Source organism: Cytobacillus sp. EB106-05-05-XG126, assembly GCF_058791715.1.
The window spans coordinates 1-23,617 of the sequence record NZ_JBYTDU010000021.1; the positions used below are offsets into that span (position 1 = coordinate 1).

Consider the following 23,617-nt stretch of genomic DNA (forward strand, 5'->3'; position numbering starts at 1 on the left):
AACCGAAAAAGCATTTTTTCGGCAAAAGTGTAAAAAGGAAACGAGCAAAAAGTGTAAAATTCGACTTGACGTCTACACCCCACCAAATCCTTCTTTCTTAATAAAGTAGAGGGTTCCAATGTGTTTATTAATTAGGTAGTGGAGATCAGGATGGAGTAATTTTATTAAATCTAACGCTTTTTCAACATTATAAACAATTTCTCTGCGTTCCTCTTCGTTGAATAAATGTTTATCATCTAAGGTATCCTTTTTTTCTATTAAGTAATTATTGATTAAATGTTCACACAGAATATCGCTATCAAAAATTATCTTAATATTATCCAATTCAAAAGGAATCTGTGATTGTTGAAGGGCGTTTAATGTTTGAATAAAGTATCCTTTTTTTTCATTATCAGGAATTCCGCTACTAGTACCTTCCCCAAAATGATAATCAATAACAGCATCAATGTTTCTGTTAATTTCCCTTTTGTTTAAAAAAGTTAGGTTTGTTTTCTTTGAGACAACGCTACTCAATATTTTTACAACCCCTTTCGATAATTACTGGTTAGGGGCAAGCCCCTTATGACTTAATAGGGGGCTTGCCCCAATCAAATCACTGCTTACTCCTCGCTTGTTTTATTACCTTCATCATGTAATTGCATTACTAGGACGACAACAACACGTCTTCCTTTTTCATTAAAATGGTTCTTTGAGAATAGCTTTATGTTTTCATTGATTTTAGACATCAGCCCACCTCCTTTTTCCAAATTCAGAATTATAATACAATATTCTGTTTTAAATTTCAAATATTTTCTATTAATTTAAAATATTGTAATTATTTATTTTGTTGTTTTATAATTATTTTATTAAATCTATTTGAAAAAGAGAGGAGGGTTTAGTATATTATCAAATAAAAAAGCGAGGGAGTATGCTTACATTAACTTTCCAATGGCAACTGTTTTAAAAGAGAACTTAGATAAATACATCTCACAAAATTACAATATTAGTGTATTTGAATTTATGGGGAATCTTTTTGATATTAAATCTCTAAGCAGACCCGTTAATCTAGATTGTATGAATTGTCACTTAGCGCATTTCTCACTTTGTTGTGATGGCTCTCCCTATCCCCCAACTAAGGAAGATATTAATAAGGTATACAACCACGTAGATAATATTTTTAAAGAAACTCAATCAAATTCCGACTATTTTAAATCAAAAAAATATTATAGTGAAAACGGGATATTAGATAAAAACGGAAGCTTTATAGAGCATTGTGGGAAGTGTATATTTTCAATTAAAATAGGTGAAAAAGGCTCACATGGTTGTGCAATTCATGGTTATGCAATAAAGAACAATATAAACTACACAAAACTAAAACCCAAGGGTTGTATGATGTATCCTTTAGATATAGTAAAGTTATCAGATAATAGTGATTTTGTTTTTGGTGCTGATGATAATACAGTACTTGATGTCGTAAAACTAACTGAAAATGATGAAGTTATTTTATCAACAGTTAATGATAATAAAGGTTTCAGCAGATGGAATAAGTTTGATTTGAACTATATCTGTTTGAACAAAAATCATCGTAAACTCATCATGGATACTAGGAAACCACAGAGCGAATATAGTAAAGCATCACTTCCTGATGGTGTGTTTGTTTTAGATGAATACGTTCCTGCTTACGAACAAGAAAAACGATTTATAAAAGAATTATATGGTAATGAGACATATGAGTTTATTAGATCAAAAAGTGAACTACTAACTGAAAAGGGAATGCTCTCATTTTAGAATAGGAAATGTATTAAAAGTTTGACATTTCCTATTTCATAGAACTGTTGATTGGAAGGAGAACATGAATAAAACATTAGTCAATTTTATTGCTAGCTCTATAGTAGTATTAGTTCCTGGCAACAGAATTCTTTAAAGGGTTCTGCCTTTTCGTCGAAAAAGCAAATTGAGAGCTGTCTCCTCCAGAGAACTATTTGATCGAATTATGGTATTACTTTTAGGAAATCAACATATTGAAACTGATATTAGTGGAGTTTAATAAAGATTGAGTTCTCATTTTAGGAATACCCAAAAGCCCAATTTCTTTTGCGTTATACCGAGAAATTGGGCTTTTTATATTGGAACTTCCTTAACGTTGTAAATCCGCATTTTCCTGACTATACCCCGGACAGAAGAAGAGTTGGAAACTTATGAACGATCAGGCTTTACGGGTCAATTGGTATGTGGCCTTAAAATTAATGGGAATGTAATTTCTGAGCCAGTTGCTTCTGTATTTCCTGATATTTTAGAAGACCAGGATCAAATTGCCCCGTCCGAACTTTCATGTACTGAACTTGCTGCTTCTAATCCGCAGAGAGTGATAACTAATCGTTACTCAGCTCTAGCAGCATCCACAGTATTGAATGAAATATTCGAATTAGGAACAGTATCTACCCATAAGATATTTTATCATTCTAAGAAAGGATATATGAGAAGTGAGCCGATAACTCAATAAAATAAATTAATTTTTATAAGACCATCATTTTTTAGATGGTCTTTTGTGTACTTCGAAAAGAAGATATGTAAAGACCAAGCAGAGGCAATCTGCTTGGTCTTGTTTATTAGTTGTATTGAAAGAAACTGTCTACTTGAGCTAAGTTAACTGTAAGTTTATCTGTATCAAGAGTATTCATAACAACTGCTCTAGTAACTATTTGATCTAAAAGATTGTCCTGCTCTAAATCAGTTAGGCTAGTTTTTATTGAGATATTCAGGAAAAGACCTTTTTCGCTATCCCCGATATCAACAGCCAAAACTGTTACTTCTCCTATTTTGTCTAATCCTCTATAATCTGAATTTATAATCTCCCAAACTTCACTTAAACTATTTACTGCAGTTAAACTAAGATAGTTCTGAGGATTAATAAAGGTAATGTCATCTAGAGAAGCCATAATGCCTTTGTGTTGAGACTTATAAAAATGTATACCTCTTTTATTAGCCTCGTCTTTAAAAGCCCATAATGCCCCTAAACAAGCCGTATTTAAGGATATATCCATCAGGGTAGGGTAAACACCCTCATATTCAATTACCATCCATTTGATCAACTCTCTAAGGCTATCCATGGTTATTACTTCTTCTAGGTTATTATTTGAGCCGACTCGGAGCATATCGGGGATTTGTTGCGCTATTACCCCTTCTGCTTGTTTAAACCAATCATCCTCAAAGTTCGATTCGCTGTTTTGCATTAATTCCATTGCCATAAAGTAACCATTAAATATTTGTGATTGAATTCCTGCAAATAGCATATTCTCCATTTTCTCTACTTTGTCATGCTGCACGTATTGTAATAATCTATTTTTATAGAACTCATAGATTGTTGCTAAATCAATATTGAACTCTTGATTATTCTGTTGGTGGGCTTTTAATTTCTTTTGTGTGTATTCATAAATATTAATCTCAGTGGTTTGTGTCATCTAAATTCTCCTTTGTAAGTATTATGAAGCATTATCCTGAACTTCATATGGAGGTGAAGGACTATCATCAGCATATTTCCAAACTCCATTTTCCTTTTGAATTATAGATATAAAATACTCCTCCCCGTTTGTTGTTAAAACCTTACGATAAAAACTCCCTTCATTTTTAAGCCGGTTAAAAGTAACATTTGTTAATGTGTAGCTTTCGCCATTAATATTTTGTTTTAGATACAGGTCCTGTAATGAAGAAAATACAGTTACAGCATCATCCTTAGAAGGTAAAGATTCCTTTACTGACTCAGTTCCATATTGTAAAAGGAATTCATAATAGTTTTCCGGAGAAAGTTGCACTGTGTAGAATTTATACAATGCGTCTGCGACAAATTTTGAAAACTCTGCAGCATCCTTATACTCTTCTAAATTTTTGTAGTCTAGATTTTCAACTTCTTTTAAGGTATCTAACTCATTTTCATAGACTACCTCATTAACTGGTCTCTCTTGTTCTTCTTTTTCTTTGCTATCCTTAAGTTCACCTTGCTTCTTTTCTTCTTTTAGAGCTTCAATTCTTTTTGATTCTTTATCGAATAAACCACCGCATCCAGTTAACAGCAAAGAACTAGATAGAATTAGAGAAATAGCTTTAACTTTCATCTTAAGATCCCTTCTGTCAAAAGCTTCTTTTCTTTAGTAGTAAGATAATTTATTAGTTCTGCGCTATGTAAAGCAGAGATGTCACTCACTGCAGATGTGACAAGTTTAGGTATATCTGTTATTTTCATTTGGTTATTGCTAGGTGTTACTGGTACTTTTAAATGCTTTTCTAAACAATATGAAAGAGTTTTAAGATGATCTCTATCAATACTGGTTGGTAGTGATATGCTTTCTAATTTTCTAATTCCAAATAAGTTGATGCAGACAATAATCGATTTTAAAGTAATCAAGCCTGGATCTAAGGTTAAGCTAAATATCTTTGAATTATCTTTGTACCATTGGTCCTTCAAAGTTTTTAAAATTGGATGTGAATGTATACTAAGCTGTTCTTTTTTACTATTAATTTCAATATAGTTACTAATCTGCTCATTCTTTAAAACTTCCGATAAGTATAAAGATTTTTGTTTGTTAAAAGGTATAGATAATACATCATTGGAATTATTGAAATTAAAATCTCCTTCTCCTATTAAGACTGCTTTGGAAAAATCTAATAGGTTTCTAGCAACTTGCTTATCTTCCAACGCTACAGCTCCTTTCCCATAAAAAAAAGCACTCCAGAATAAAACCATCTCCAATAAAAGATAGTTTTTCTGGGTGCTTCCCATTGTTGTTTTTGTTTCCACAATTATACACTTAATTTTGAAGCCTATTCAAGTTCTTTTTGGGTATAGGTTCCTTCGACTATCTGTTTCAGATAGTATGATGCAGTATTTTCTTCAATTCCTAATTCGGCGGCTATGAGCTGGATTGGTACTTTTTTAGAATAAAGATCAAATGCGATAGCTCTTCGAATTATAGTAAGAGTTAAAGCTGGAGATCCTTCAGGGAGGTAATCACGAGATATTGCTCTTAAATGACTTTGCATGGACATTACTTGTATAGGTCCAGTTACGTTCTCTCCGTGATGTTTTGTCGTAAATACATACTCGCTGCCATTAAAAAAAGTGGAGTAAAAGTACTCATGGAAGTACGCCACTTCAGATCCCTGTAGGGTAATGGTTCTATTTTTCAATTGAATTTCAACTATATCTTTATTTGCGTTATCTTTAACTTTATCCTTGGTAAATCCAAACTCAGCCATCTTTAAGCCTTTAGTGGCCAATAAAAACAATACTTTTCTAAGCGGCGAATATTCATCATTAAGCAGAACTAGATCAAGCACTTTTAGAATTTCGTGAAATTGAATGTTCACAGTTGGCTTTTCTTTTACAACAAACCTCTTGATTTTGACTGCAGGATCAACACTTAAAGGTACTTTGTCAGTTTCCCAAAAATAGTTAAACATAGTCTTTAAAATGGCAAGTTCTTTATTTATTGTCGAGATACTTTTTTCTCTTATATCACGTTGATACTCTAAGTATTTGATTATGTCTGAAGAGGTAATTTGAAAAGGTTCCTTATTCTCCGGATATTTATCTTTAATAAAGGCAAAAAATTGGTTTATAACCTTTTCGTAGCTATTTACTGTTTCCTCACTATACCCTTTATTTTCGATATGCTTAATAAATCCGTAAGGCATTCATTCTCCCCTCCTAATATCAGACCTTTATATTTCCTATATTATACTAGATTATATGTTCGTATCTTCCTTAAAAACTAAAATACTGCCAATTTTAAGTGGTTTTTTGTTGTAATTTACTACCGCAAGTTTTAGACTCACCTTAACTACTCAGCGGTTTTGAAACCTAACTTTTTTAGAGTTCAGTTGTACCCTGTATTTTATTTATTTTTCAAACCAAGAACGCAGCTAAGGTTTAACAAAAACCCATTAGAAATACAATAATAATGACTAAAAAAAGCTCATCCCAGTAAATATTTACTGAATGAGCTTTAATAGCTTTAGGAGATATTGAACTTACCAATTAATGATTGTCCTGGCGATAGCTGCTAGCAGAGTTACTGCGGTTGCAGCTACCACCACTTTATCAATTGTTCTAACTGTTTTCTCTTTAAAATAATATGTTAACACTCTGCCCCACCCCTTATGAACAACTTTAGTAAGCCCATTATAAAACATATGTTCGGAAATTTCAATCTATTTCATATTTGCACTTAATAGTTTTTTGTCATCTACATCAGTATCGAGCTGCATATTCGAAAAAGATTCACGCTCTTGCTGTAATAACGTATTTACTTTCCTCTTTTCCTCTTGAAGTGTTTCTATTTCTTTTCTTGCTATATTGATCTTCTCTTTAATTTCTTGATCCATTTTTTCTTTTAGCTTTGTTTCTACATCCTTGTTAATTTGCTCAACATCAATAATATCAGGTTTCTTAAAAAGCCCTAAAAAAGAAGGTTTTTGAATACTTTTTTTCAATGAGGTTGATAGCAGCTGCGTTTGTTTTTCTTCTAAGTACTTCATATAAGCATCTGTCTTGATTTGGTCTATCTCAACTTCTTTTCTCTCTAGTTTTCTCTCAATATCAGAAATATCTTTTTCGTACTTAAGTATGTTCAGCATTTTACTCTGGAATCCTAGATTTCGCTCCATAGTTGATAAACGTTCTTCATAATTATTCTGCAGCTGATCGCTATACTCTTGAAGATCGGCACTTTCACGTTGAACCCTCTTTACATTCCCTCCCATGGAAACACCAGGTTGCATTCCTAGCTCAGCAAGTAGATCCACAGAAGTTTTAGAGGCCTTGTCCATTAATACAAATATTAAATGTAAACGAAATACACTTTTATAATTTAACCTGTAAAACTTCCCGAACTTTTCAGGTTGAATGTACTCGATTAGATCTGAACGAAAATGATTTCTAATTGTAGAGTCTGACCGTTCAATAATACGACCTGCCTCAACAGTGCTATATGTCATGTCTTTATGCATTGATTGAATACCCATTGTGAAAACGCTGTCCTCTAATCCATTCAAAACAGCCATTCTGTATATAGGATCATTTTCAAATTCTTTCATAAGCAGTTCTTTCATATCTAAGCTTTCCACACTATCACCTCCAGTACTGTAGATTTCTACAATCATTTATAAAAAATATTACACTTAATAAATCCATAAATCAACTCAAAACGTTGATATATTAGGCGTTAACAAGCTCCGAACGATTCGCAGCGCTTGCGATATTTGCCACAAACGAACATCAGCGCGAACGCTACCTTACGAAATTTAATAAATCAATAACGTAATTGAATCAAACGCATATGTATGAATCTATCGTTTTCGTAATTGAATTAAAAAGAGCGCTATTTAACGTTACAAGAACGTTAACGCTACATATCGTTTGTACTTAATAGCGCTTGAGTTATAAGGGTTCTTGTTTTGTTGTTTGCGTTTGATTGAGAATGAATGATGAAACATCGTCCGTGTCATATTGAGTGAAGATGAATTTTGTGAATTACTAGTTTTTTATCCAGGTTAAGAGCTTTTTTTGCGTCTTGGATCAAGCACAAGTCTTTTCTTTGAATTTCAAAGCGAACCTAACATAACTTAAGGGCATTCTTTGATTTTAACTTATAGTAATAACAGTATTAGTAAGCTAAAAATAATTTTATATGTACCGCAATTGAGGTTGCTAATTATGATACACATATAAAACGTTGATACACGAGGGATTGATGGTTTACGGTCCTTTTAGGTACATAAAAGGGGTACACAAAGTTTGGAGGAATAAATACAAAAAGACAAGCCTAGAAGGCTTGTCTTTTTAAAAATCAATATCATTCAAATCGGCAACTTTAGCTTTCTTTGGCTTATTCTCATTATCTTCAAATTCCAGATCATCTAAAGTCATCTTTTTCCGTCGGACTGTAGTGTTTCCAGAAGAAAAGAAGTCATCAAATTCATCTAACCCTAGTGCTGAAGAAGCTTGTTTCTTAGCTTCCTCTTGTTCTTTTTCTAACTGTTCCCACTGAGATAATTCTTCTCTTAACTGTTGAATTCTTACAGAGGGAGAAGGGTAAACGGCAAGGCCATATAAAGTAAGGTTTTCCAATTTGCTATTTTTAGATATTGATAAGTTTACTTTGGTATCAAGCAAGTCAGAAGTATATCTGAAAACATCATCTGCAATCTTAGGTGATATATTCTTCGAAGAAGGATATAGAACTGCTACAGCACCAGCCACTGCATTTTGAACTTTATAAGTAGCCAGTACTTCATTGTTATTAAATAGATTTCCTATAACAGATTCGATATTTTCATCGTTTCTCAGTTCCTTGTGCTTCGATATAGATAGCCAGCCTGGAGTTGATAAGGTAGTAAGTAGTTCCGTTTTATCAAATACGGACCGTCCATCTAAAAGAGGTAGAGATGAAATCTCTGCCAAAGCACTTGCGATCACCATATTGCTATAGGATTTAGCATCAATTTCAAGGCCTCCGTAAGTTTTGAGAGGGCTATTTGCGTAATAATCTTTCATTTTTTCATTATCAATAACTACAGCCGCGCCCATTTTGTTTTCATTCATAAGCTGCTGAATTACACTAATACCAGCAAGAGCGTTCCTTCTAAATGCAGAACCTCTTTCGTCAGATGAAGGCAGGGAGCAAATAACACCTAAAGGAATTTTCCCGCCTGGTAGGGCTCTGTTTTCTCTAACTTTTGACAAGTAAGCTAATGCTACTTTTAGCGCTCCATTACCAGTCCCGCCGCCTAAACTAACACATACCCAAACGAACTCTGAGTCCTGTACTGCATCGTCAAGTGCGACCTTTTTATATAAGTCTGCATTTTCTTTAGCGATTTCAAATCCAAGCTGTGCATTTTTATCTGTACCTTCAAGTTCAGGAAAGTCTTTACTGGAAGTTACAATCCTATGAGTTTCCGGTATTAAATTTTTATGTTCTTCCATATCTGATTTTGATGAATTGAGTAAGAAAGTTGGATAACCAAACCTTGATAATTCAGCAGCGATTCGGCCACCACCTTGTCCAAGACCAATAATTGCTTGTGAAGGATAACGATCCATTTCAGATTTTAGTTCATCAGATAGTAAATGTGGGGATAGCAGCGCTTTAATTGCACCTAACTTTTCATTTTCTCCAAAAGTCTTAATCATCATATGTGTTGCTCCTTCCTTAACTTTTCTTCATAAAGTAGTTGGGCTAATTGTTTGCCTCTTACTGTAACAAAATAGGGAGTCGCGGTTCCGTCTTCTTTTTTCTCAACGAACCCTTGAGCTTCAAGAGTCAAAAAAGCGGAATCATACTTCTTTCGTTTGCTATGAAAATTATCTAACCTAGTCTTAACAAGGCCTCTATGTATCTTGTTTTCTTTCACAACCTGCCTAAATACGTCAATAGTAAAGTCATCTAGCTTTTTTCTAAGGAATCGCAGTGTGTCATTATCGTATTCCAGTTCATCTAAGTCTCTGAAACTCTTAGCTTCAAGTTCACTCATTCCTTCACCACCTTATGAACCTAAAAAGACCTCTTTTGTGTACCTTTAAGGAACATTATAGAAAACAAGCCAAATAAATGCAATATATATACTTTATTATCTCAAATAAATGTACTTTCCTTCCACCCTTGTGTACCTTAATTATGGTACACAACACAAATCTAAGACAGCTTGATTCCTGAAAAAACGTACCCTCCAATGACGCTCGATGTGTACCGCAATTGTGCACCTTAATTATGAACCTTAAAATTTACATAATAAAGTCCCCCATATTTCATTTTCGTATCATTAAATTCATTTTAGTTCTGTTTAAAAAGGGAAGACAGATCATCTTCGATCACAATTCAAATTCATTCAACTTACATATTTACCGTTGTCTAGCAATCATTCAGGTTCATTCAAGCTCATGTACTAGCATTATCATTAAAATAAATTTTTTTAAGTAAAAACAGCAATTGTTTTATACGATTACTGGAATACGGAGTATTAAATGCCGGGGAGACATTGCTAGAAGGAAAATGATTGTAAGAGATTGTCTGTAGTGGGGAGGTCTCGAAAGGATTCCTAACCATCTTTTACATAGGGGTATTCACTTTTTCATTCAATCCATGATTTTATATTTAGTCCTCAAGATATAACATAATCAGTAAAGTTCCGCATACCAGTGGAAAGGTTGCGGTGGAAAGATTATCGTTCCACCAAAAGTTTTCCACCATGGTACACCAATAAAAGTTCTTTGAAGTCTTGGTATTTTAGTATATACGGGTTCCAAAGCAAGTGTGAGTTCTTACCGTGTTTTCACCCCGTTTAAGTTAAAGGATTGAGACTGAATTCTATTGATTTTACAACATCGATTTGTACCCTAAAATATAGCTATTTCTTAACAAAACTTATTAATTTCGAAAGTCACCATTCTTTGTATATCCCTGTATAATCATTCGCTAGATATCACGATATTTTATTGCCAGCTCTTATATAAAATGGTATACTCAGGTCGAAATTTCATATCTAAAGGGACCACCCTGGACTCACTAAGCTTAGGCTTGGTTTGTTCGGGGTCTTTTTTTATCTCATAGAAAGGAGGCTATAAGTGGTGAGTGAGAAGTCTATCTATACTTACAATAATGGTAGGGCATGGATAACTGAAAAGGATAAAGAATTATTAAAGCTAATATGGTTACATAAATCAGTAACTGTCTCACAAGTAAGGTTTTTTCTTTTAAAGGCATATGGTATGAAAAAGAGTGCTGTCTACAAGAAGCTTCAGAAATGGAACGAGCTTAAGATTACCAAAACACAAGTTTATAGCGGGAGGAAGAAGGTCCAATTAAGATGTGTACAGATGAATAAGAATGGAATTGATATTTTAGTAAATGAAGGGGTTATCCATAATTCAACTTATCCTTTGGTAGAGCTGCCAAATCCTAAAACGGCTGATCACTTCTTTTTAACAAGAGAAATAGTTATAAGAACGTATTTAGAATTTTATAAAAAGGGCGGTAGGTTTACTTCAATTCCTCCATTAGAAACTCCTTACTATGACACTAAAGTGAAGAAGGCTTATAAAGAACAAGGAAAAAATCTCTTAAAAATACCAACTCTAGTAGAACCAGATTGGATTTTGTACAGTGATTCATCAATACTGAATATTGAATCGGATACCGGGCATGAAAGAGCAAATACTATCATCGACAAAGTTAAAAGGTATGTAGAATATAATGCTCAGAATTTAGAACATAAAGACCATCATATATTGATTGCCCCTATAGATTCAGCAGATGATGACATCCTATGCTATGTGGAAGATCGGCCAAAAGAACGTAAAAAGCGTGTAAGCCAAATAAAAGAATATGTTATTAGGGCAAGCGCTCATATCATTCCTAACCTTCATTTCCATGTGGTCACTTCTAGCAGAGCAGGGAAAGTAGCTTATAACATACTAACAGGAAAGACTAAGGAACATTCCTATGTACTAAATGAAAGTATTGGAGCTTTAGAAACTAATAAACACCTCAATGTTTCAATGGTAAAAAGGCTACCTGAAGAGTTTTATACCGGAAACGTATTAAATTCATATTTTGCTGACGGCCATTTTGACATGAAAAGAGAAGGAGAGAAGGTAAAAACATTTTTAATCAAAGTAATGGATGAAGGCTGCGTAAAGTCCTTGGACCAACTTGCTTATTTAAACTGGCTTTTAGAAAAAGACCGTTATAAAAGTCATGTCGATGGAATCCTTGCTATCTATCAAACAGAAGAGGAGAGACTGCATGATAATCTGGGTGACCTTTGGGAGTTAAATCATGTCTATTTCAGTTCTTTAGAAAGGCTACAAAGAAATAGTATTGACGGATCAACATTTTATCAGCAAACCTCTAAATTTAAGAGGAAGAAGGTCTTGCTTTATGAGGGATAAACTGCTGTTAAAATTGCCGGGCATTGCCGTTTCAATACTGGGTATTCTCTCTTTGTATCTAACAATCCGGGCAACCATAAATTATTTCTTTTTAATGTCTGCTCAATTTAAAGGTGTGGTACCATCATTTATTTTATTTGGTGATTCTACAGAACCTGGCCGAATCGGTTTCTGGTTATCAGCAATCTGTCTTATAGTGGGATGGCTAATCAGTACAAAGTTTAAAGCATTTCAAACGAAAAGGTGGAGAATTGCTTGGTTTGGAAATATGGCTTTAGGAATGTTTTTTCACTTCCTTTGGTTGATTAGTGCACCAGTATATAACACCCTGATCCCGTATTTAGGAAATCGCATAAATCAAATGGATGTTCAAAGTATATGGTTAGAAATTGCGGTGGGTGACACTCAAACATTGCTTCTAACAGTTATGTTCGTTCCTACTACAATTACTTGCGTAAGTATGCTATGGCTATTTGGACAGTACTCACAATATTCAAAGGAACTTAATCAAGCATTTTGCGAATTTGAATACAAGAATGTTCATCTGCAAAAATTCTTTAAGATGAGCAAAAAGGAACTATGGCCAGATGTGGTATTGGGGCCAGACTCAGACACAAAAGAAATGGTTGTCCAACCAGGTAAGGACCGTACTCTCAACAATGTCATTATTGGTAGTATCGGTACAGGTAAAACCGCTGCTTTGGTTCTACCTATAATTAATCAGGATTTACATTGGATGAGCCGCTACATAAATGAATATCCTTCTCTGTATCAGAGGGAGGACTTCCATACGGAAGATGTTAAGGGTATGTACCTAAATGGTGTAAGCATAATAGAGCCTTCAAACGACCTTTGCCAAAAGGCATTTCAGTTAGTAAAAGCACATGGCATCCCAGAGGAGTCAGTATTTTACATCGACCCTACAAATCCGAATACTCCATCTATAAATCCTATGGAAGGACCTGTTGATAAAGTGGCTGAAGCTTTCGCTATGGTTATCGAGGGTCTAGCAGAAGGCGGTCAGGCAAACTTCTTTTTCCAACAGAGTGAAAGGAACCATTTAAAGCACTATATCTATTTACTAAAACTGCATGAGCCTGAACAAGAAGTTACTTTCGACATGTTGTTAAAAATGTACGATAATCCTAACCTTGTTCGTGTAATGCATGAGAAACTTAAAAAGACCTTCCCAGAAAATGTGGACCTGATGGAAGATCGTGATGAGCGGAATCATTGGGCTATCGTAAAACAGATAGATGAATGGTTTGACACAAACCTTCTTCCGAAAACAGAAAGAGCAGGTCAAGGAAACGTACCAAAACTTGTCCAAGAAGGGGAGTTTCGTGGGCAGCAAGAATATTACGATGCTAAAGCGGAGTATGTACAGGGTTTAAGAAACATTCTTAACGACATAGGGGCAAGCCCGTTAATACGAAGAGTATTATTTGGGAAATCTGACTTTTCATTTGACCGCCATCTAGAATCAGGCGGTGTTTTACTAGTGAACTCGGCCAAGGGAGAACTCGGCGGTCTATCCAACGTATTAGGTAAACTCGTATTGTTGAGTCTTCAGAATGCAGTTTTCAGAAGGAAACCTAATATATCAAACTTTCATCATATTTTAGTAGATGAATTTCCAGATTACATTTATCAACCATTCAAAGAGTTTCCAGCTCAGTCACGTAAATATAAAGTTATTGTTACCGTTGTAGCACAAACTGTTACCCAGCTAGCGGATAAGTATGGAGAAACCTATATGCATACTTTGCTAGGTACCTTACGACACAAAATGGTTTACGGGGATATTCCTGATTTTGATGCTCAACTTTTCTCAAAAATATTCGGGGAGGTTGAAAGATTTGAAGAAGGAGTAAATGAACAAGCAGTCAGCCCGCTGCAAGAAAAGCCTATGTTACGGGTTGGGAATTCCTATCAGAAGAAAAAGGAGGCTATCCTATCTCCAAGCGATATCATTTTCCAGAATCCATTCCAATGTGCAGTTAAAATTGTTGCTAATAATAAGCCGGTGCCGGTTATGCAAATTGATGCAAACTTTGTTCCAAAGGAAGAATTTAATGAGGCCGTGATCCAGGTAAATGAAGAAGCTGCTAAAACATGGCTAGAGTCTAGAAAGGGCATAGTTTTGTTAACCGAGAATCAAACTCTCGAAGAATTTGAAGTGTTAGATGAAGAAGAGGTTATTAAAGAATTAGAGAAATCGGACATTGAGCAGGCAGCACCACTTCTACTAAATCCCGGTAATGATCATCCTATTACACTACCAATTTTTAATAAAAAAGACTCGGACCCAGAGGCTGAAATACCAGCTGGAGTTTCAAGTGACAATTTAGTAGCTGTTCCGGAAGATTTAAAAAAGAATACTGACGCAATAGAGCCGATTGTTCCTTTAAGTCCCGCTAATTCAGAAGATATCAAAACAGAACCACCTTCTAATAGTGTTATTCTAAGTAGCCATGATGGTGAACCCACTGTCAATGTTTTGTCCAAAGAAATGCCACAGGGTTTACCAAAGGAGCGCATAAACATAACTCATGAGTCAGACAGTAATATATCAAATAAAGAGGTGCAGCGACCAGTACTGTCTCAATTAGGAGAAAAGCAGGAACAGCTTCAAAACGAATTACTAAAAGAGTTAAGTGAAATACCCGCAAAGTCAGAGGTTGCTGTAGCTTCTGAAACAGGCAAAGAAGCAAAGAACAATTCTAAAAAGGCTGAAATTCTATTCAGTGTATTCGAGGAATAAAGTAGTAATATAGTTAATTATAGTAAATTAATTATTGCCAAATCTATAACGCTTAGTATAAACTTTTGGTAAGGTAGCAAGAGCGAAAATTAAATTACTTTAAAATGGGAGTCCCCCAAGAACCAGAGTAGTACTACACTACTCTCGTTTTTGGGGGGCTTTTTTTGTTTGCTTACCTGCCTTTTTAAAATCAGGAGGGATACAAATGGAAGAACTCACAACAAAATCTTGGAAATCTGAAGAGCAGCTAGATGATCTTGCAAGATATAAAAGAAATAAAGAGATTGTTAAAGGGGTTGTTACCTCTGTAGGAGTAATTAAAGCAAGGGTCCTGGACGCTGACTCTCAAGAGTATGTAAATAAAGAGACTGAAATTGCTTATCTAATGCTTGAAAACGGGGTAACAGCTTATTGCCCGGCACATGAATTCTCATCACATGAGTTCCGCAGCCTAAATGGATTTGCAGGTACGATGCAGGAGTTCCTCATCGACCATCTGGATTTAGAACAAGAAATTTTACTTGTCAGCATAAAAAAGGCAGATGAAATTAAACGGGCAAAATTTTTAAGCCAGCTTGAGGTTTTAGAAGAAACTGATCAATTGCATGAATTTGTGTTTGATGGAACGATAACTGGTTTTGATAGAAGAACTAGAAGAATTTTCGTTCGTGTAAATGGTGTTGATTGCACTATGTACCCAGACGATTACAGCTGGGAGCGGGGAAGACGTATTGAAGAACAAATTCACCGCGGAGAAAATATCAAAGTAAAGATTATCAGATTTAACAAAGAGCGCAATACCATACGTGTCAGCCGTCGTCATACAATGGAAGATCCGTATGAAAAACTAGAATCGTTACAATCCAGAAATGCAATCGCTGGTAAAGTTTCAGGTGTAGATGCTGTTCACGGCATCTTCATTCAACTGGATGTTGGATTAGAAGTAAAAGGCGTTAAACCAAATTATCTGGAGGAGCCAGTGGTCGGAGATGTGGTAAGCTGCGCCATTCGAAGCATCGATAAAGAAAATCGGAGAGCCAAAGTTGTCATTACTGGATATCCAAGGGGTAAAAAGAAACGCAGGGACGTTGGAGCGTTCTTGTTTGAATAATGGAAGCTCTTAATCAAGACCAGCCTAACCCAGGAGTAACACAGGAGTATCCATTACTCACAACAAAGAAAGGTGAAGTGCCTTTATGGGATCACCCCTTCCTTAAAGGCACTAAGGTCTTGCCGAAGAAATACTACCCTTACACTAATTTAGAAAGTGTTGTAGAACATTTTACTAGGGGTAGGTTAGACGAGAAGGATTTCACACTCTTAAAGGTTCTTGGTGATGCCATTTGTGCAAACGAAAACCAATTACGAAGGTATCTATTGCCTATTATGAGTTCTTCTCAAACATCTTTAAGACTAGACCGCTTGCGCCGAAATGGGTTTGTTGAACGCTGGAAAATACGAATTCACGGAGAAGAGGATATAGTAAAACCACCCGCTCCCTTTACTTTGGGAATGGCCGGATTTAAGCTTTTAAAGCACTATTATAATTCTGATTTCTTTATGGACTCGAATCGTTGGGATTCCTTAGGTGTTGGCGGAATCAAACGATATGTATCCATGAATGAACTTCGCTGTTTAATGGCGGAAATGAACATCTTAAAAAAATGGAAGTGGAATCCGGTCATTGCCACTAACCATCAAAATAACCGACCATTAGGAGCGGCAATCATAGAGTTTCCCCAGGGTCAAATGAATTTCCTTATTGATCGAGTTCAAGGGACTCAAAACTATATTGGGTATTTCAAGGAAAGACTATTCAATTGGAAAAACATTTATGAACACTATGGAAGAATTCCAGTAAGTGAGTTTCCTGATAATACTTCCTATATCATAATATTTGCTTCCACCCTAAGCATTGCGAATCATATACATCAAGAACTAATGCTGGATACCTTCCCATTTAATATATGGGTATGTGTCGAAGAGGATGTTCTTGAAAGTGGATTTAATACTTCTTTTTACATTCCGAACAAGCAAGACCTAAAACGAATTAGACTTGATTTTTAAGGAGGTGGAGAAAATTAACGAGGAGCTTTTAGAAGAAACTCACACTCTTGTTACGGGCTTATTTCATCACTGTCTTGATACGTACATGCACTCATTTAGGGTAGGGGATGAATTATATGCTTTCTCCAACTTCTTAGGATTTAGTAATGCTCAAGACATTTTTGTGGTGGGGCTTCTCCATGACATTGGTAAACTTAAAATTCCATACTCCTTGCTGAATAAAACTACACCTTTGACTGAAAGTGAATTTGCAGAGATCAAGAACCATGCCGACTACGGGAAAAAAATACTTAATAAGCTTGTTGTCTTTCCTCCAGAGTATGCAATGTGTATTAAATATCATCATGAAAACTTTGATGGCAGCGGATATTTTGGAGTTGCAGGCAAAGAAATTCCACTCCTTTCTCGGATGATAAGAGTTATTGACAGTTACGATACCATGCTGAATGGCCGAATTTATCAGCATACTAAATGTCACGATGTAGTAGTTGACGAATTGTTATCTAATAAGGGAATACTATACGATCCAGATATAGTTGATCGATTTATACAATTTCTTTCTAAGAGATTTACTCTGCAAGCTGCCCGAATATAATGGTTGAATTTAGCAAATCGGAGTGATACAATGGGACTACAACAACGCAGTTGCTTTATAGCCTTGAAGCAACAGCCTTTCTTAAAGTTTTTTAGTGTGGGCCTTCTAAGTGATTAGGAGGCCTGAAAAAAACTATAATAAAACGGGAAAAACCCGAAACCTAATTTCCAATCAATACTACATGGTATTGTTGGTGATTACGTTTCGGGTTTTTTGTTTTTTCCAGGAGTGATTTTTAAATGCCTAGAAAAGTGCTTATTGCTGTAGGGGATAAATCCTATACAGACATATTGATTAATACTTTTCAGCAGCATACAGAGGATTTCACCTTATCCTCCCAAGAAGTGCTGCATAGACGTTTCCTTCAAGAAATTGTTGAAATTGAAACCCCAGAAATATTAATCATACACGATTATTACCTTGAAAGTGATTATAACCGACAGGAATTGAAAGACAAAGAGCTCATATCATTCCTTAAAGATATGCGGATACAGTTTGAAGACTCTTTACGTATCGTTTATTTATGTGAAAGGCCAAAAGGGGATCCAATCCTTTCTACAATAGCCAGTTTAGGGATTATGGATATTTTCAATACAAATTCATTTGATTTGAGTGTGTTTGTTGAACAGCTAAAAGCCAAACCACAATTCTCAAAAGTTGCTAAGTTTCTTTCATCAGATATCTTTTCAGATACCTCTAAACTCAATGAAGTTGACCACCGCTCCAGTGAGGAAGAAATAAACGGAAATAAAAGTGAAGTTGATGAAAATCCCACCCCTGAAAAACAAAAGCAAGTCGTCCAAAAGGTAATAGAAAAGAAAGTTGTTCAAAAAGTTGTTAACAAAACCACTATCAAGAGGGACTACACTTTTCATGTACATAACCATACTGAAAAGATTGTAGGCATACCCGTAAAAAAGAAATTAGTGATGATTGGTAGTCCGATTGAACGTAGTGGCAGCACATTCATTTCACATCTTTTGGCAAGGAGCTTAGCAAAAATGGGAGTTTCCACTACCTATGTAGAATCTCCATTCTCCAAATCGTATACATATGATCGATTTTTCGGGCATTTATATTCGGATGAGTACAAAAGTAAATTCTATCAATTCAGCAAGTACATAGATCCAAAGATTAAAAGCATATATGACTGGAGCAAATCAGAAGTAGATATTATTTGCAAACACCCTATTAAGGAGCCGCTTTATCAGGAGGAGGACGTTACATTTGATGCACTTATCAAAGTACTGTTCTCTTCTAACTCGACAGTAACCATAATGGATGTTGGTACTGACTGGCAATACGAACTCTATCAAGATGTATTTGACATTGCTGATCACGCTTACTTCATTCTTGAACCAGATATTCCTTTTATCCAGCATTTTGAGGAATCTAGTGAAAAATCAATTGAATTTCTTCAAAAGCAGCTGCAATCTGATAAATCTTCATTGATAGGAAATCGATTTGATAAAGCTCTAATGAAAAACGAACTGCTTAAGGATCTTTACTTGGAAAAAATGATAACCCATTTACCTTCTTTTCCAGTAACAGATGTGTTTCAAGCACAGTTCCAGGGATTATTCTTAAATGATACAAAAGATTACGAAAAACAATTGGATTCAAGCTTGCGGCCGCTATTGGAGGATATCCTTCCTGGTGATTTTCTTAAGAAACAAAAGAAAGCTTCTGGAGTATTTAAGGGGCTCTTTAATAAGAAGATTAGTGTTGAAAAAGCGGAATCCAAAGGAGAGGAGACAACTGTATGAAGCCGGGAGTCAAAATAGCTTTAGGAATATTCACTTCTGTGGCTACTGCAGGATTTATCTTTGTATACGATTTTTATATAAAAGATCGTATTGATTCAGCAGAAGTAGTCGTTGTGAAGGCTGGGGAAGAAATTCTTAAGTCTGAAAATATAACCAAAAATAAGTTAGCTATAGAAAGAAGGCCAAAAGAGGCATTAATTGACGATGTGGTACTTGCACAAGATATGGACCAAATAGTGGGGCAGGACTCATCCGTCAATATCGTAGGAAACTCAATGATATCAACTAAAATGATTGATTATGAACAATTGATTCCCGATGAAACCGAAGGAGAAGCTATTCGCCCTATTACAAAGGAAATGATTTATGCTCAACCAGGTTCATTGCGAAGGAAAGACACTATTGATATATATCTTATCAATCAGGATGGAACTACGAATCTTATTACCAACGGTGCTCCCGAAGTTACCTCTGAAACAAAGGAAGAAACAGATTCAAAAGAGGCAGAGTCTAAAGAAAAAGTTGAAAACAATATTTCAGTCAACACTAAGCCATACCTTAAGGATGTAAAAGTGGTGTACGTAAAGGATTCCGGCAATAAAGAAGTCGTATCGGCTGCTGAAGGAAACAAAGGCGATAAACGCTTAGATGCTACCTCTACCATCAGTGATCTGGAAGTGATATTAAATGAAGAGGACTTTACTAAATTAATGGGTGAGGTACTTGGTAAGGGAGCCCGCTTATATATTACTTACCATTAAAGGAGAGTATTATCCCATGAATCTATTAGTGATATCAAAAAATTCTATCTATAAAGAACGGTTTGAAAAAAATGAGGAAATCACGACAGTACTCATTATGGACGAAGCAACAAAAACAAATGTTGAAATCAGTGCCATTTTATTAGATGGTGAGAGTTTTGATTTAGACAGCTTACAACAAGTTAGAGATTTTTTCCCGGAGAGTTTAGTCTTTTATAAACCACTTGGAGTAAACAGCGATATTATCATGCGAAATATTACCCGCTTATGTGCTGCCTATAAGGTCAAGGTCTTAAGCGAATATTCAACAGTGGATCAAGTTGTAGATGAAATTATTAATCAGATTACAAACAAGGATGATTACCTTTCAAAAAGACTTGTCAGTTTTTTCGGTACCCATAGCGGGGCGGGGGTTTCAACTACTACCCTAAATCTTGCCCGGTCTCTTACGAATAAGATAGAAGAGAAAGTCCTGGTCCTAAGTTTAAACAGCTGGGATCCATCTGATTATTTTTATCACTATAACGGACATTATTTAAATGACTTAAAAGTTGACCTGAAGACCCAAAACTTAACACCAGCAAGGCTCTCAGAAGCGGTTTCACATCAAAATGGGTTTTATCACCTTGCAGGAAACCGGGATATTAAGATGCAACGGTTTTACCAACCAAATGAAATTGAACATCTTATTAAAGTCGCTCAGCAACTATTTGATGTGATTTTAATCGATGCCGGTACTCATTTTGATACCGCTCCAACGGTTCAATCCTATATATCTAGCAATTTACGCTTTTTGGTCACAAATCAAGAAGAAAAAGGTTATAGAGGTTACTTTCCTTACGTTTTCCAACAACTTATTGAGCCTACAGGTGGTGCGTCAGACGACTTTATGTTGATTATTAATCGTTTCCAACCGGCCAACACGCTAATTAATGAAAAGGCATTAGAAGAAGAGCTCGGAATGACAAAGGTAGCCACACTGCCTGATATGGGTGACCTAGGAGCGATGGCCGCATATCAAAAGAGGCTCCTATATGATGTATCGGATTCTTACTATACAAAAAACTTAGACCTGCTATCAAATTTAATTATTTCTGAATGTAGGCTAACCGAAAAAGAGCAGCTTATAGAAGAACGGAATGAGAAAAAGAGATTCTTTTCTTTCTTGAAATAGGAGGTGGTTACCGTTGAAGCAAATAGAAATGGAATTGGGAGTCGAAAAAGAATTTAGCTCTTCTGATTGGTTGGCAGAGACCGTTCAAAAAAAAGGGTTAAAAGTGAATTACATTACAACCTTTGCGAGAAAGAGGTCCTTTAAGGATATCTGCCAAAAGGTCCGGGAGCAACTTAATGACATTATTGTAGATGGATCCATTTCAGAATCTAACAGAGAAAAAGGAAAAGACCTCGATGAAGTACACTACAATGAAAATATTTGGTTGGAACGGCAGCATAAAGCGGTAATTGGTGATGCACAAGCCATGTCTTACTTTATTACGAAGATCAATGAAGTTTTACAGAAGGAGAATATCACCACTAATGAGTATCCTGGTTTTTATGATTCACTTGCTGAAGCTATCTTTCATGAGGTATGGGGAGTCAGTATCCTTCATAAATGGGACAAGCTTCCGAACAGTGAAGCGGCCGTCATACGTGGAAAAGAACTTTGGCTCGATATTGATGGTCAATTCAAAAAACAAATAGAGGAATTTGAAAATGTAGAGGCTGTTGAACGTATAAAAAGGGCTTTTACTATGAGGGTCAAAGATGCGGTTATTAATGAACAAACACCGGAGCTTGAAATAGAAAGAGAAGACGGAAGCCGCATCACCATGATCCAAAAACCAAGAGGGAAAGAAAATTACATCATGTTCCGCCGTTTTGTTGTAAAAAATATGAGCCTTGAGGAACAAGCTAATTTAGGAACTATTCTTGAAGATGATATTCCCTTGTTTCGTGCTTTATCCAGGGTAATGGCAAACACCATCTTTGCTGGCCGTGTCCGTTCCGCTAAATCGACTTTTATGAAATCTATGTTGAGAGAACGGGATTCCAGCTATGTTGCTGCTGTTATGGAGAAGCACTTTGAGTTGGATTTATCCAAGCAATTTAAAGACCGGCTTATCTTTGAAATTCAAGCCAAAGAAGGAGATCTCCACCATGCTGTCCCAAGACTGCTAAGAATGGAGCACGACTATATCATTGTTGGAGAAATAAGAAGTCTTGAAACTGAAGGCTATCTCCAGGCTTGTGAACGTGGGGAAAGGGGAGCATTTTCGACCTATCACCTTACATCTGTAGAAAATGTGGCACCGCAGATTACCCGACATATTTTAGACGAGTTTCCGAATCGGAACTTTGCAAATGAATTGGAACGTGTAGCGCGTAATATTGACATTATTGTAACCATGAGCGCGGATCGTGATAGAAGAAGAAAGCGGGTTATTGGAGTCACCGAAATCATTTGGGATGAAGATAAAAGGGCTCACCGGACACAAGATTTAGTTCGATATAGTCCTGTAACAGATAAATATTACTACTCTTCTAATATCACAAAAGATTTATTGACTCTTATGGCAGCTGAAAGTCTAGAAGATACAAAAATTCTCATTAAGCATTTAAAAAATAAAGAAAGAAAATCACCAATGAAGGATTACTTAAAAATAAAGGACCAAATTATCGATACCCTTTTGGGAGAGAATCTAGATGGATAGCATCTTACACTGGGTATGGCAAATTGGCGTAAATTACCTTCTATATGCAATTCTTCTCAGCCTGTCATTATGGACTGCTAAAACAATTATGCTGTCATCAATAAAAACGAAGGTAAATGAGTGGAATTACAAATATAGGATCCGTAAGGTCAAAACGAAAGCTGTTTTGTCTAGAACTCACGAATACAAAAATCCCCTTTTAAAGCATCTTAACCTATTAATAAAAACGACTAGTGAAGAAAGGAATGAAAACAGTGTAGAAATTTTCCTTATTCTTTCAACACTGTTAGGGATTTTATCAGGAGTTTTTATCCTATTCGTTTTTGGAGATATTTTTGTATCAGTGATGTTTGGCTTTCTATTACTTTTAATCCCTTATTTATTCTTAAGGTTAAAACTTAATAAAATACGGTATCTCATGAGTTTGGAATTTCTGAACATTGTACAAAAACTTACTCAAAATTACAATGCAATGCATAACGATATGTATCATGCTTTATCTGAAACTCAAAAAGATATTAGGAGTCCAGAATTAAGGAAAGTAATCGTTAAGTTAATTTCTGATCTCCAGGTCTCAAGAAATGAGTATGAATTGCGTGAAAGTGTTCAGGTATTTACTTATACAGCAGGGACAAACTGGTCCAAACGCTTAGGAAGTATTATTTTAAAGGCTTACCTATATAACGAAAAGGTTCTTAATGCCTTGATGGTATTAACAAAGCAGATGGAAGAAACAGAAGAAATGTTAGAAGAAGAAAAATCTCAAACAATGGATTCTGTTTACAACGGATATTTAACCATTCCGGTTTTTATTGGTTCGCTTATCCTTGGGTACTACTCTTCTGGTGCCCAGGATTGGTGGAAACTGCAGTTTGGTAGCCAATGGACAATCCTATTATTTTCAGTTTGTTTATTAGGACTTGTTTTCTCCATTATTATTTCGGCATTCCTGAAAAGGCCGAAAAATGACTTATAAGAAGAGGAGTGTTCCCCCCTGGCCGAGACAATGTTCTTTAAATATCTT

Annotated in this window: 21 protein-coding genes; 12 read left to right on the forward strand and 9 right to left on the reverse strand. The window is 35.5% G+C overall.

The genetic code is table 11. From position 1 onward, the window contains the following. Window positions 1-72 precede the first annotated feature (72 nt). Both AC3WTL_RS23500 and AC3WTL_RS23505 read right to left on the reverse strand, forming a co-directional pair. A complete protein-coding gene (locus AC3WTL_RS23500) occupies window positions 73-513 on the reverse strand; it encodes a hypothetical protein (protein WP_492370122.1) in 441 nt (146 codons plus the stop codon). An 86-nt stretch (window positions 514-599) separates the two neighbouring features. After that, window positions 600-725 (reverse strand): hypothetical protein, encoded by a 126-nt coding sequence (locus AC3WTL_RS23505; protein ID WP_256815743.1) that lies wholly within the window; start codon window positions 723-725, stop codon window positions 600-602. Between the two features lie 130 nt (window positions 726-855). Here AC3WTL_RS23505 and AC3WTL_RS23510 point away from each other — a divergent pair, with 130 nt between their 5' ends. Both AC3WTL_RS23510 and AC3WTL_RS23515 read left to right on the forward strand, forming a co-directional pair. Further along, on the forward strand, window positions 856-1,767 hold the full coding sequence (locus AC3WTL_RS23510) for a DUF3109 family protein (RefSeq protein WP_009335983.1): 912 nt from the start codon (window positions 856-858) through the stop codon (window positions 1,765-1,767). Window positions 1,768-2,167: 400 nt separating this feature from the next. Beyond that, a complete protein-coding gene (locus tag AC3WTL_RS23515) occupies window positions 2,168-2,482 on the forward strand; it encodes a hypothetical protein (RefSeq protein ID WP_492370123.1) in 315 nt (104 codons plus the stop codon). A gap of 106 nt (window positions 2,483-2,588) precedes the next feature. Here the strand turns inward: AC3WTL_RS23515 and AC3WTL_RS23520 are convergent, their stop codons facing one another. The 7 genes from AC3WTL_RS23520 to AC3WTL_RS23550 form a co-directional block, all read right to left on the reverse strand. Continuing rightward, window positions 2,589-3,440, reverse strand: a complete 852-nt coding sequence (locus tag AC3WTL_RS23520) for a hypothetical protein (protein ID WP_009336108.1) — start codon at window positions 3,438-3,440, stop codon at window positions 2,589-2,591. 21 nt (window positions 3,441-3,461) lie between these two features. Further along, window positions 3,462-4,091 (reverse strand): hypothetical protein, encoded by a 630-nt coding sequence (locus tag AC3WTL_RS23525; protein ID WP_009336107.1) that lies wholly within the window; start codon window positions 4,089-4,091, stop codon window positions 3,462-3,464. After that, the gene (locus tag AC3WTL_RS23530) at window positions 4,088-4,774 is read right to left on the reverse strand and encodes a hypothetical protein (protein WP_232292564.1); all 687 of its coding nucleotides are present in this window, start codon (window positions 4,772-4,774) and stop codon (window positions 4,088-4,090) included. Before AC3WTL_RS23530 ends, AC3WTL_RS23525 begins: the two co-directional genes overlap by 4 nt. A 23-nt stretch (window positions 4,775-4,797) precedes the next feature. Then, window positions 4,798-5,670 carry a tyrosine-type recombinase/integrase gene (locus AC3WTL_RS23535; protein ID WP_009336105.1) on the reverse strand — a complete coding sequence of 291 codons (873 nt, stop codon included), beginning with the start codon at window positions 5,668-5,670 and terminating at the stop codon, window positions 4,798-4,800. A 516-nt stretch (window positions 5,671-6,186) separates the two neighbouring features. Further along, window positions 6,187-7,101 (reverse strand): hypothetical protein, encoded by a 915-nt coding sequence (locus AC3WTL_RS23540; RefSeq protein ID WP_492370124.1) that lies wholly within the window; start codon window positions 7,099-7,101, stop codon window positions 6,187-6,189. Window positions 7,102-7,816: 715 nt separating this feature from the next. Then, window positions 7,817-9,172 (reverse strand): FtsZ/tubulin family protein, encoded by a 1,356-nt coding sequence (locus tag AC3WTL_RS23545; protein ID WP_009336103.1) that lies wholly within the window; start codon window positions 9,170-9,172, stop codon window positions 7,817-7,819. Further along, entirely contained in the window at window positions 9,169-9,510 is a 342-nt protein-coding gene (locus AC3WTL_RS23550; RefSeq protein ID WP_009336102.1) for a hypothetical protein, read from the reverse strand. The genes AC3WTL_RS23545 and AC3WTL_RS23550 overlap by 4 nt, the downstream gene beginning before the upstream one ends. 1,093 nt (window positions 9,511-10,603) lie before the next feature. Here AC3WTL_RS23550 and AC3WTL_RS23555 point away from each other — a divergent pair. The 10 genes from AC3WTL_RS23555 to AC3WTL_RS23600 all read left to right on the forward strand — a co-directional run bounded on the left by AC3WTL_RS23555 (window position 10,604) and on the right by AC3WTL_RS23600 (window position 23,569). Then, entirely contained in the window at window positions 10,604-11,926 is a 1,323-nt protein-coding gene (locus tag AC3WTL_RS23555; protein ID WP_236566287.1) for a hypothetical protein, read from the forward strand. Beyond that, a complete protein-coding gene (locus tag AC3WTL_RS23560) occupies window positions 11,916-14,690 on the forward strand; it encodes a type IV secretory system conjugative DNA transfer family protein (protein WP_492370125.1) in 2,775 nt (924 codons plus the stop codon). The genes AC3WTL_RS23555 and AC3WTL_RS23560 overlap by 11 nt, the downstream gene beginning before the upstream one ends. Before the next feature lie 205 nt (window positions 14,691-14,895). Continuing rightward, on the forward strand, window positions 14,896-15,801 hold the full coding sequence (locus tag AC3WTL_RS23565) for a S1 RNA-binding domain-containing protein (protein ID WP_009336099.1): 906 nt from the start codon (window positions 14,896-14,898) through the stop codon (window positions 15,799-15,801). Next, a complete protein-coding gene (locus tag AC3WTL_RS23570; RefSeq protein ID WP_492370126.1) occupies window positions 15,801-16,757 on the forward strand; it encodes a hypothetical protein in 957 nt (318 codons plus the stop codon). The genes AC3WTL_RS23565 and AC3WTL_RS23570 overlap by 1 nt, the downstream gene beginning before the upstream one ends. 4 nt (window positions 16,758-16,761) lie before the next feature. Then, entirely contained in the window at window positions 16,762-17,352 is a 591-nt protein-coding gene (locus tag AC3WTL_RS23575; protein WP_492370127.1) for an HD-GYP domain-containing protein, read from the forward strand. Between the two features lie 239 nt (window positions 17,353-17,591). Further along, window positions 17,592-19,118, forward strand: coding sequence for a hypothetical protein (locus AC3WTL_RS23580; RefSeq protein WP_492370128.1), 1,527 nt, complete (start codon window positions 17,592-17,594; stop codon window positions 19,116-19,118). Further along, complete coding sequence (locus AC3WTL_RS23585; protein ID WP_492370129.1) at window positions 19,115-19,879, forward strand: hypothetical protein; 765 nt, start codon at window positions 19,115-19,117, stop codon at window positions 19,877-19,879. The genes AC3WTL_RS23580 and AC3WTL_RS23585 overlap by 4 nt, the downstream gene beginning before the upstream one ends. A gap of 16 nt (window positions 19,880-19,895) precedes the next feature. Then, the gene (locus tag AC3WTL_RS23590) at window positions 19,896-21,053 is read left to right on the forward strand and encodes a P-loop NTPase family protein (RefSeq protein WP_492370130.1); all 1,158 of its coding nucleotides are present in this window, start codon (window positions 19,896-19,898) and stop codon (window positions 21,051-21,053) included. Between the two features lie 13 nt (window positions 21,054-21,066). Then, entirely contained in the window at window positions 21,067-22,593 is a 1,527-nt protein-coding gene (locus AC3WTL_RS23595) for an ATPase, T2SS/T4P/T4SS family (protein ID WP_492370131.1), read from the forward strand. After that, window positions 22,586-23,569: a hypothetical protein gene (locus tag AC3WTL_RS23600; protein WP_492370132.1), complete on the forward strand. Its 984-nt coding sequence runs from the start codon at window positions 22,586-22,588 to the stop codon at window positions 23,567-23,569. Before AC3WTL_RS23595 ends, AC3WTL_RS23600 begins: the two co-directional genes overlap by 8 nt. The last annotated feature ends 48 nt before the right edge of the window (window positions 23,570-23,617 follow it).

Excerpts from the sequence above, each read along its gene's own strand:
- AC3WTL_RS23505 (WP_256815743.1), bottom strand. The coding sequence starts at position 725 with ATGTCTAAAATCAATGAAAACATAAAGCTATTCTCAAAGAACCATTTT.
- AC3WTL_RS23520 (WP_009336108.1), bottom strand. The coding sequence starts at position 3,440 with ATGACACAAACCACTGAGATTAATATTTATGAATACACACAAAAGAAA.
- AC3WTL_RS23525 (WP_009336107.1), bottom strand. The coding sequence starts at position 4,091 with ATGAAAGTTAAAGCTATTTCTCTAATTCTATCTAGTTCTTTGCTGTTA.
- AC3WTL_RS23535 (WP_009336105.1), bottom strand. The coding sequence starts at position 5,670 with ATGCCTTACGGATTTATTAAGCATATCGAAAATAAAGGGTATAGTGAG.
- AC3WTL_RS23545 (WP_009336103.1), bottom strand. The coding sequence starts at position 9,172 with ATGATGATTAAGACTTTTGGAGAAAATGAAAAGTTAGGTGCAATTAAA.
- AC3WTL_RS23550 (WP_009336102.1), bottom strand. The coding sequence starts at position 9,510 with ATGAGTGAACTTGAAGCTAAGAGTTTCAGAGACTTAGATGAACTGGAA.
- AC3WTL_RS23560 (WP_492370125.1), top strand. The coding sequence starts at position 11,916 with ATGAGGGATAAACTGCTGTTAAAATTGCCGGGCATTGCCGTTTCAATA.
- AC3WTL_RS23565 (WP_009336099.1), top strand. The coding sequence starts at position 14,896 with ATGGAAGAACTCACAACAAAATCTTGGAAATCTGAAGAGCAGCTAGAT.
- AC3WTL_RS23570 (WP_492370126.1), top strand. The coding sequence starts at position 15,801 with ATGGAAGCTCTTAATCAAGACCAGCCTAACCCAGGAGTAACACAGGAG.
- AC3WTL_RS23580 (WP_492370128.1), top strand. The coding sequence starts at position 17,592 with ATGCCTAGAAAAGTGCTTATTGCTGTAGGGGATAAATCCTATACAGAC.
- AC3WTL_RS23585 (WP_492370129.1), top strand. The coding sequence starts at position 19,115 with ATGAAGCCGGGAGTCAAAATAGCTTTAGGAATATTCACTTCTGTGGCT.
- AC3WTL_RS23590 (WP_492370130.1), top strand. The coding sequence starts at position 19,896 with ATGAATCTATTAGTGATATCAAAAAATTCTATCTATAAAGAACGGTTT.
- AC3WTL_RS23600 (WP_492370132.1), top strand. The coding sequence starts at position 22,586 with ATGGATAGCATCTTACACTGGGTATGGCAAATTGGCGTAAATTACCTT.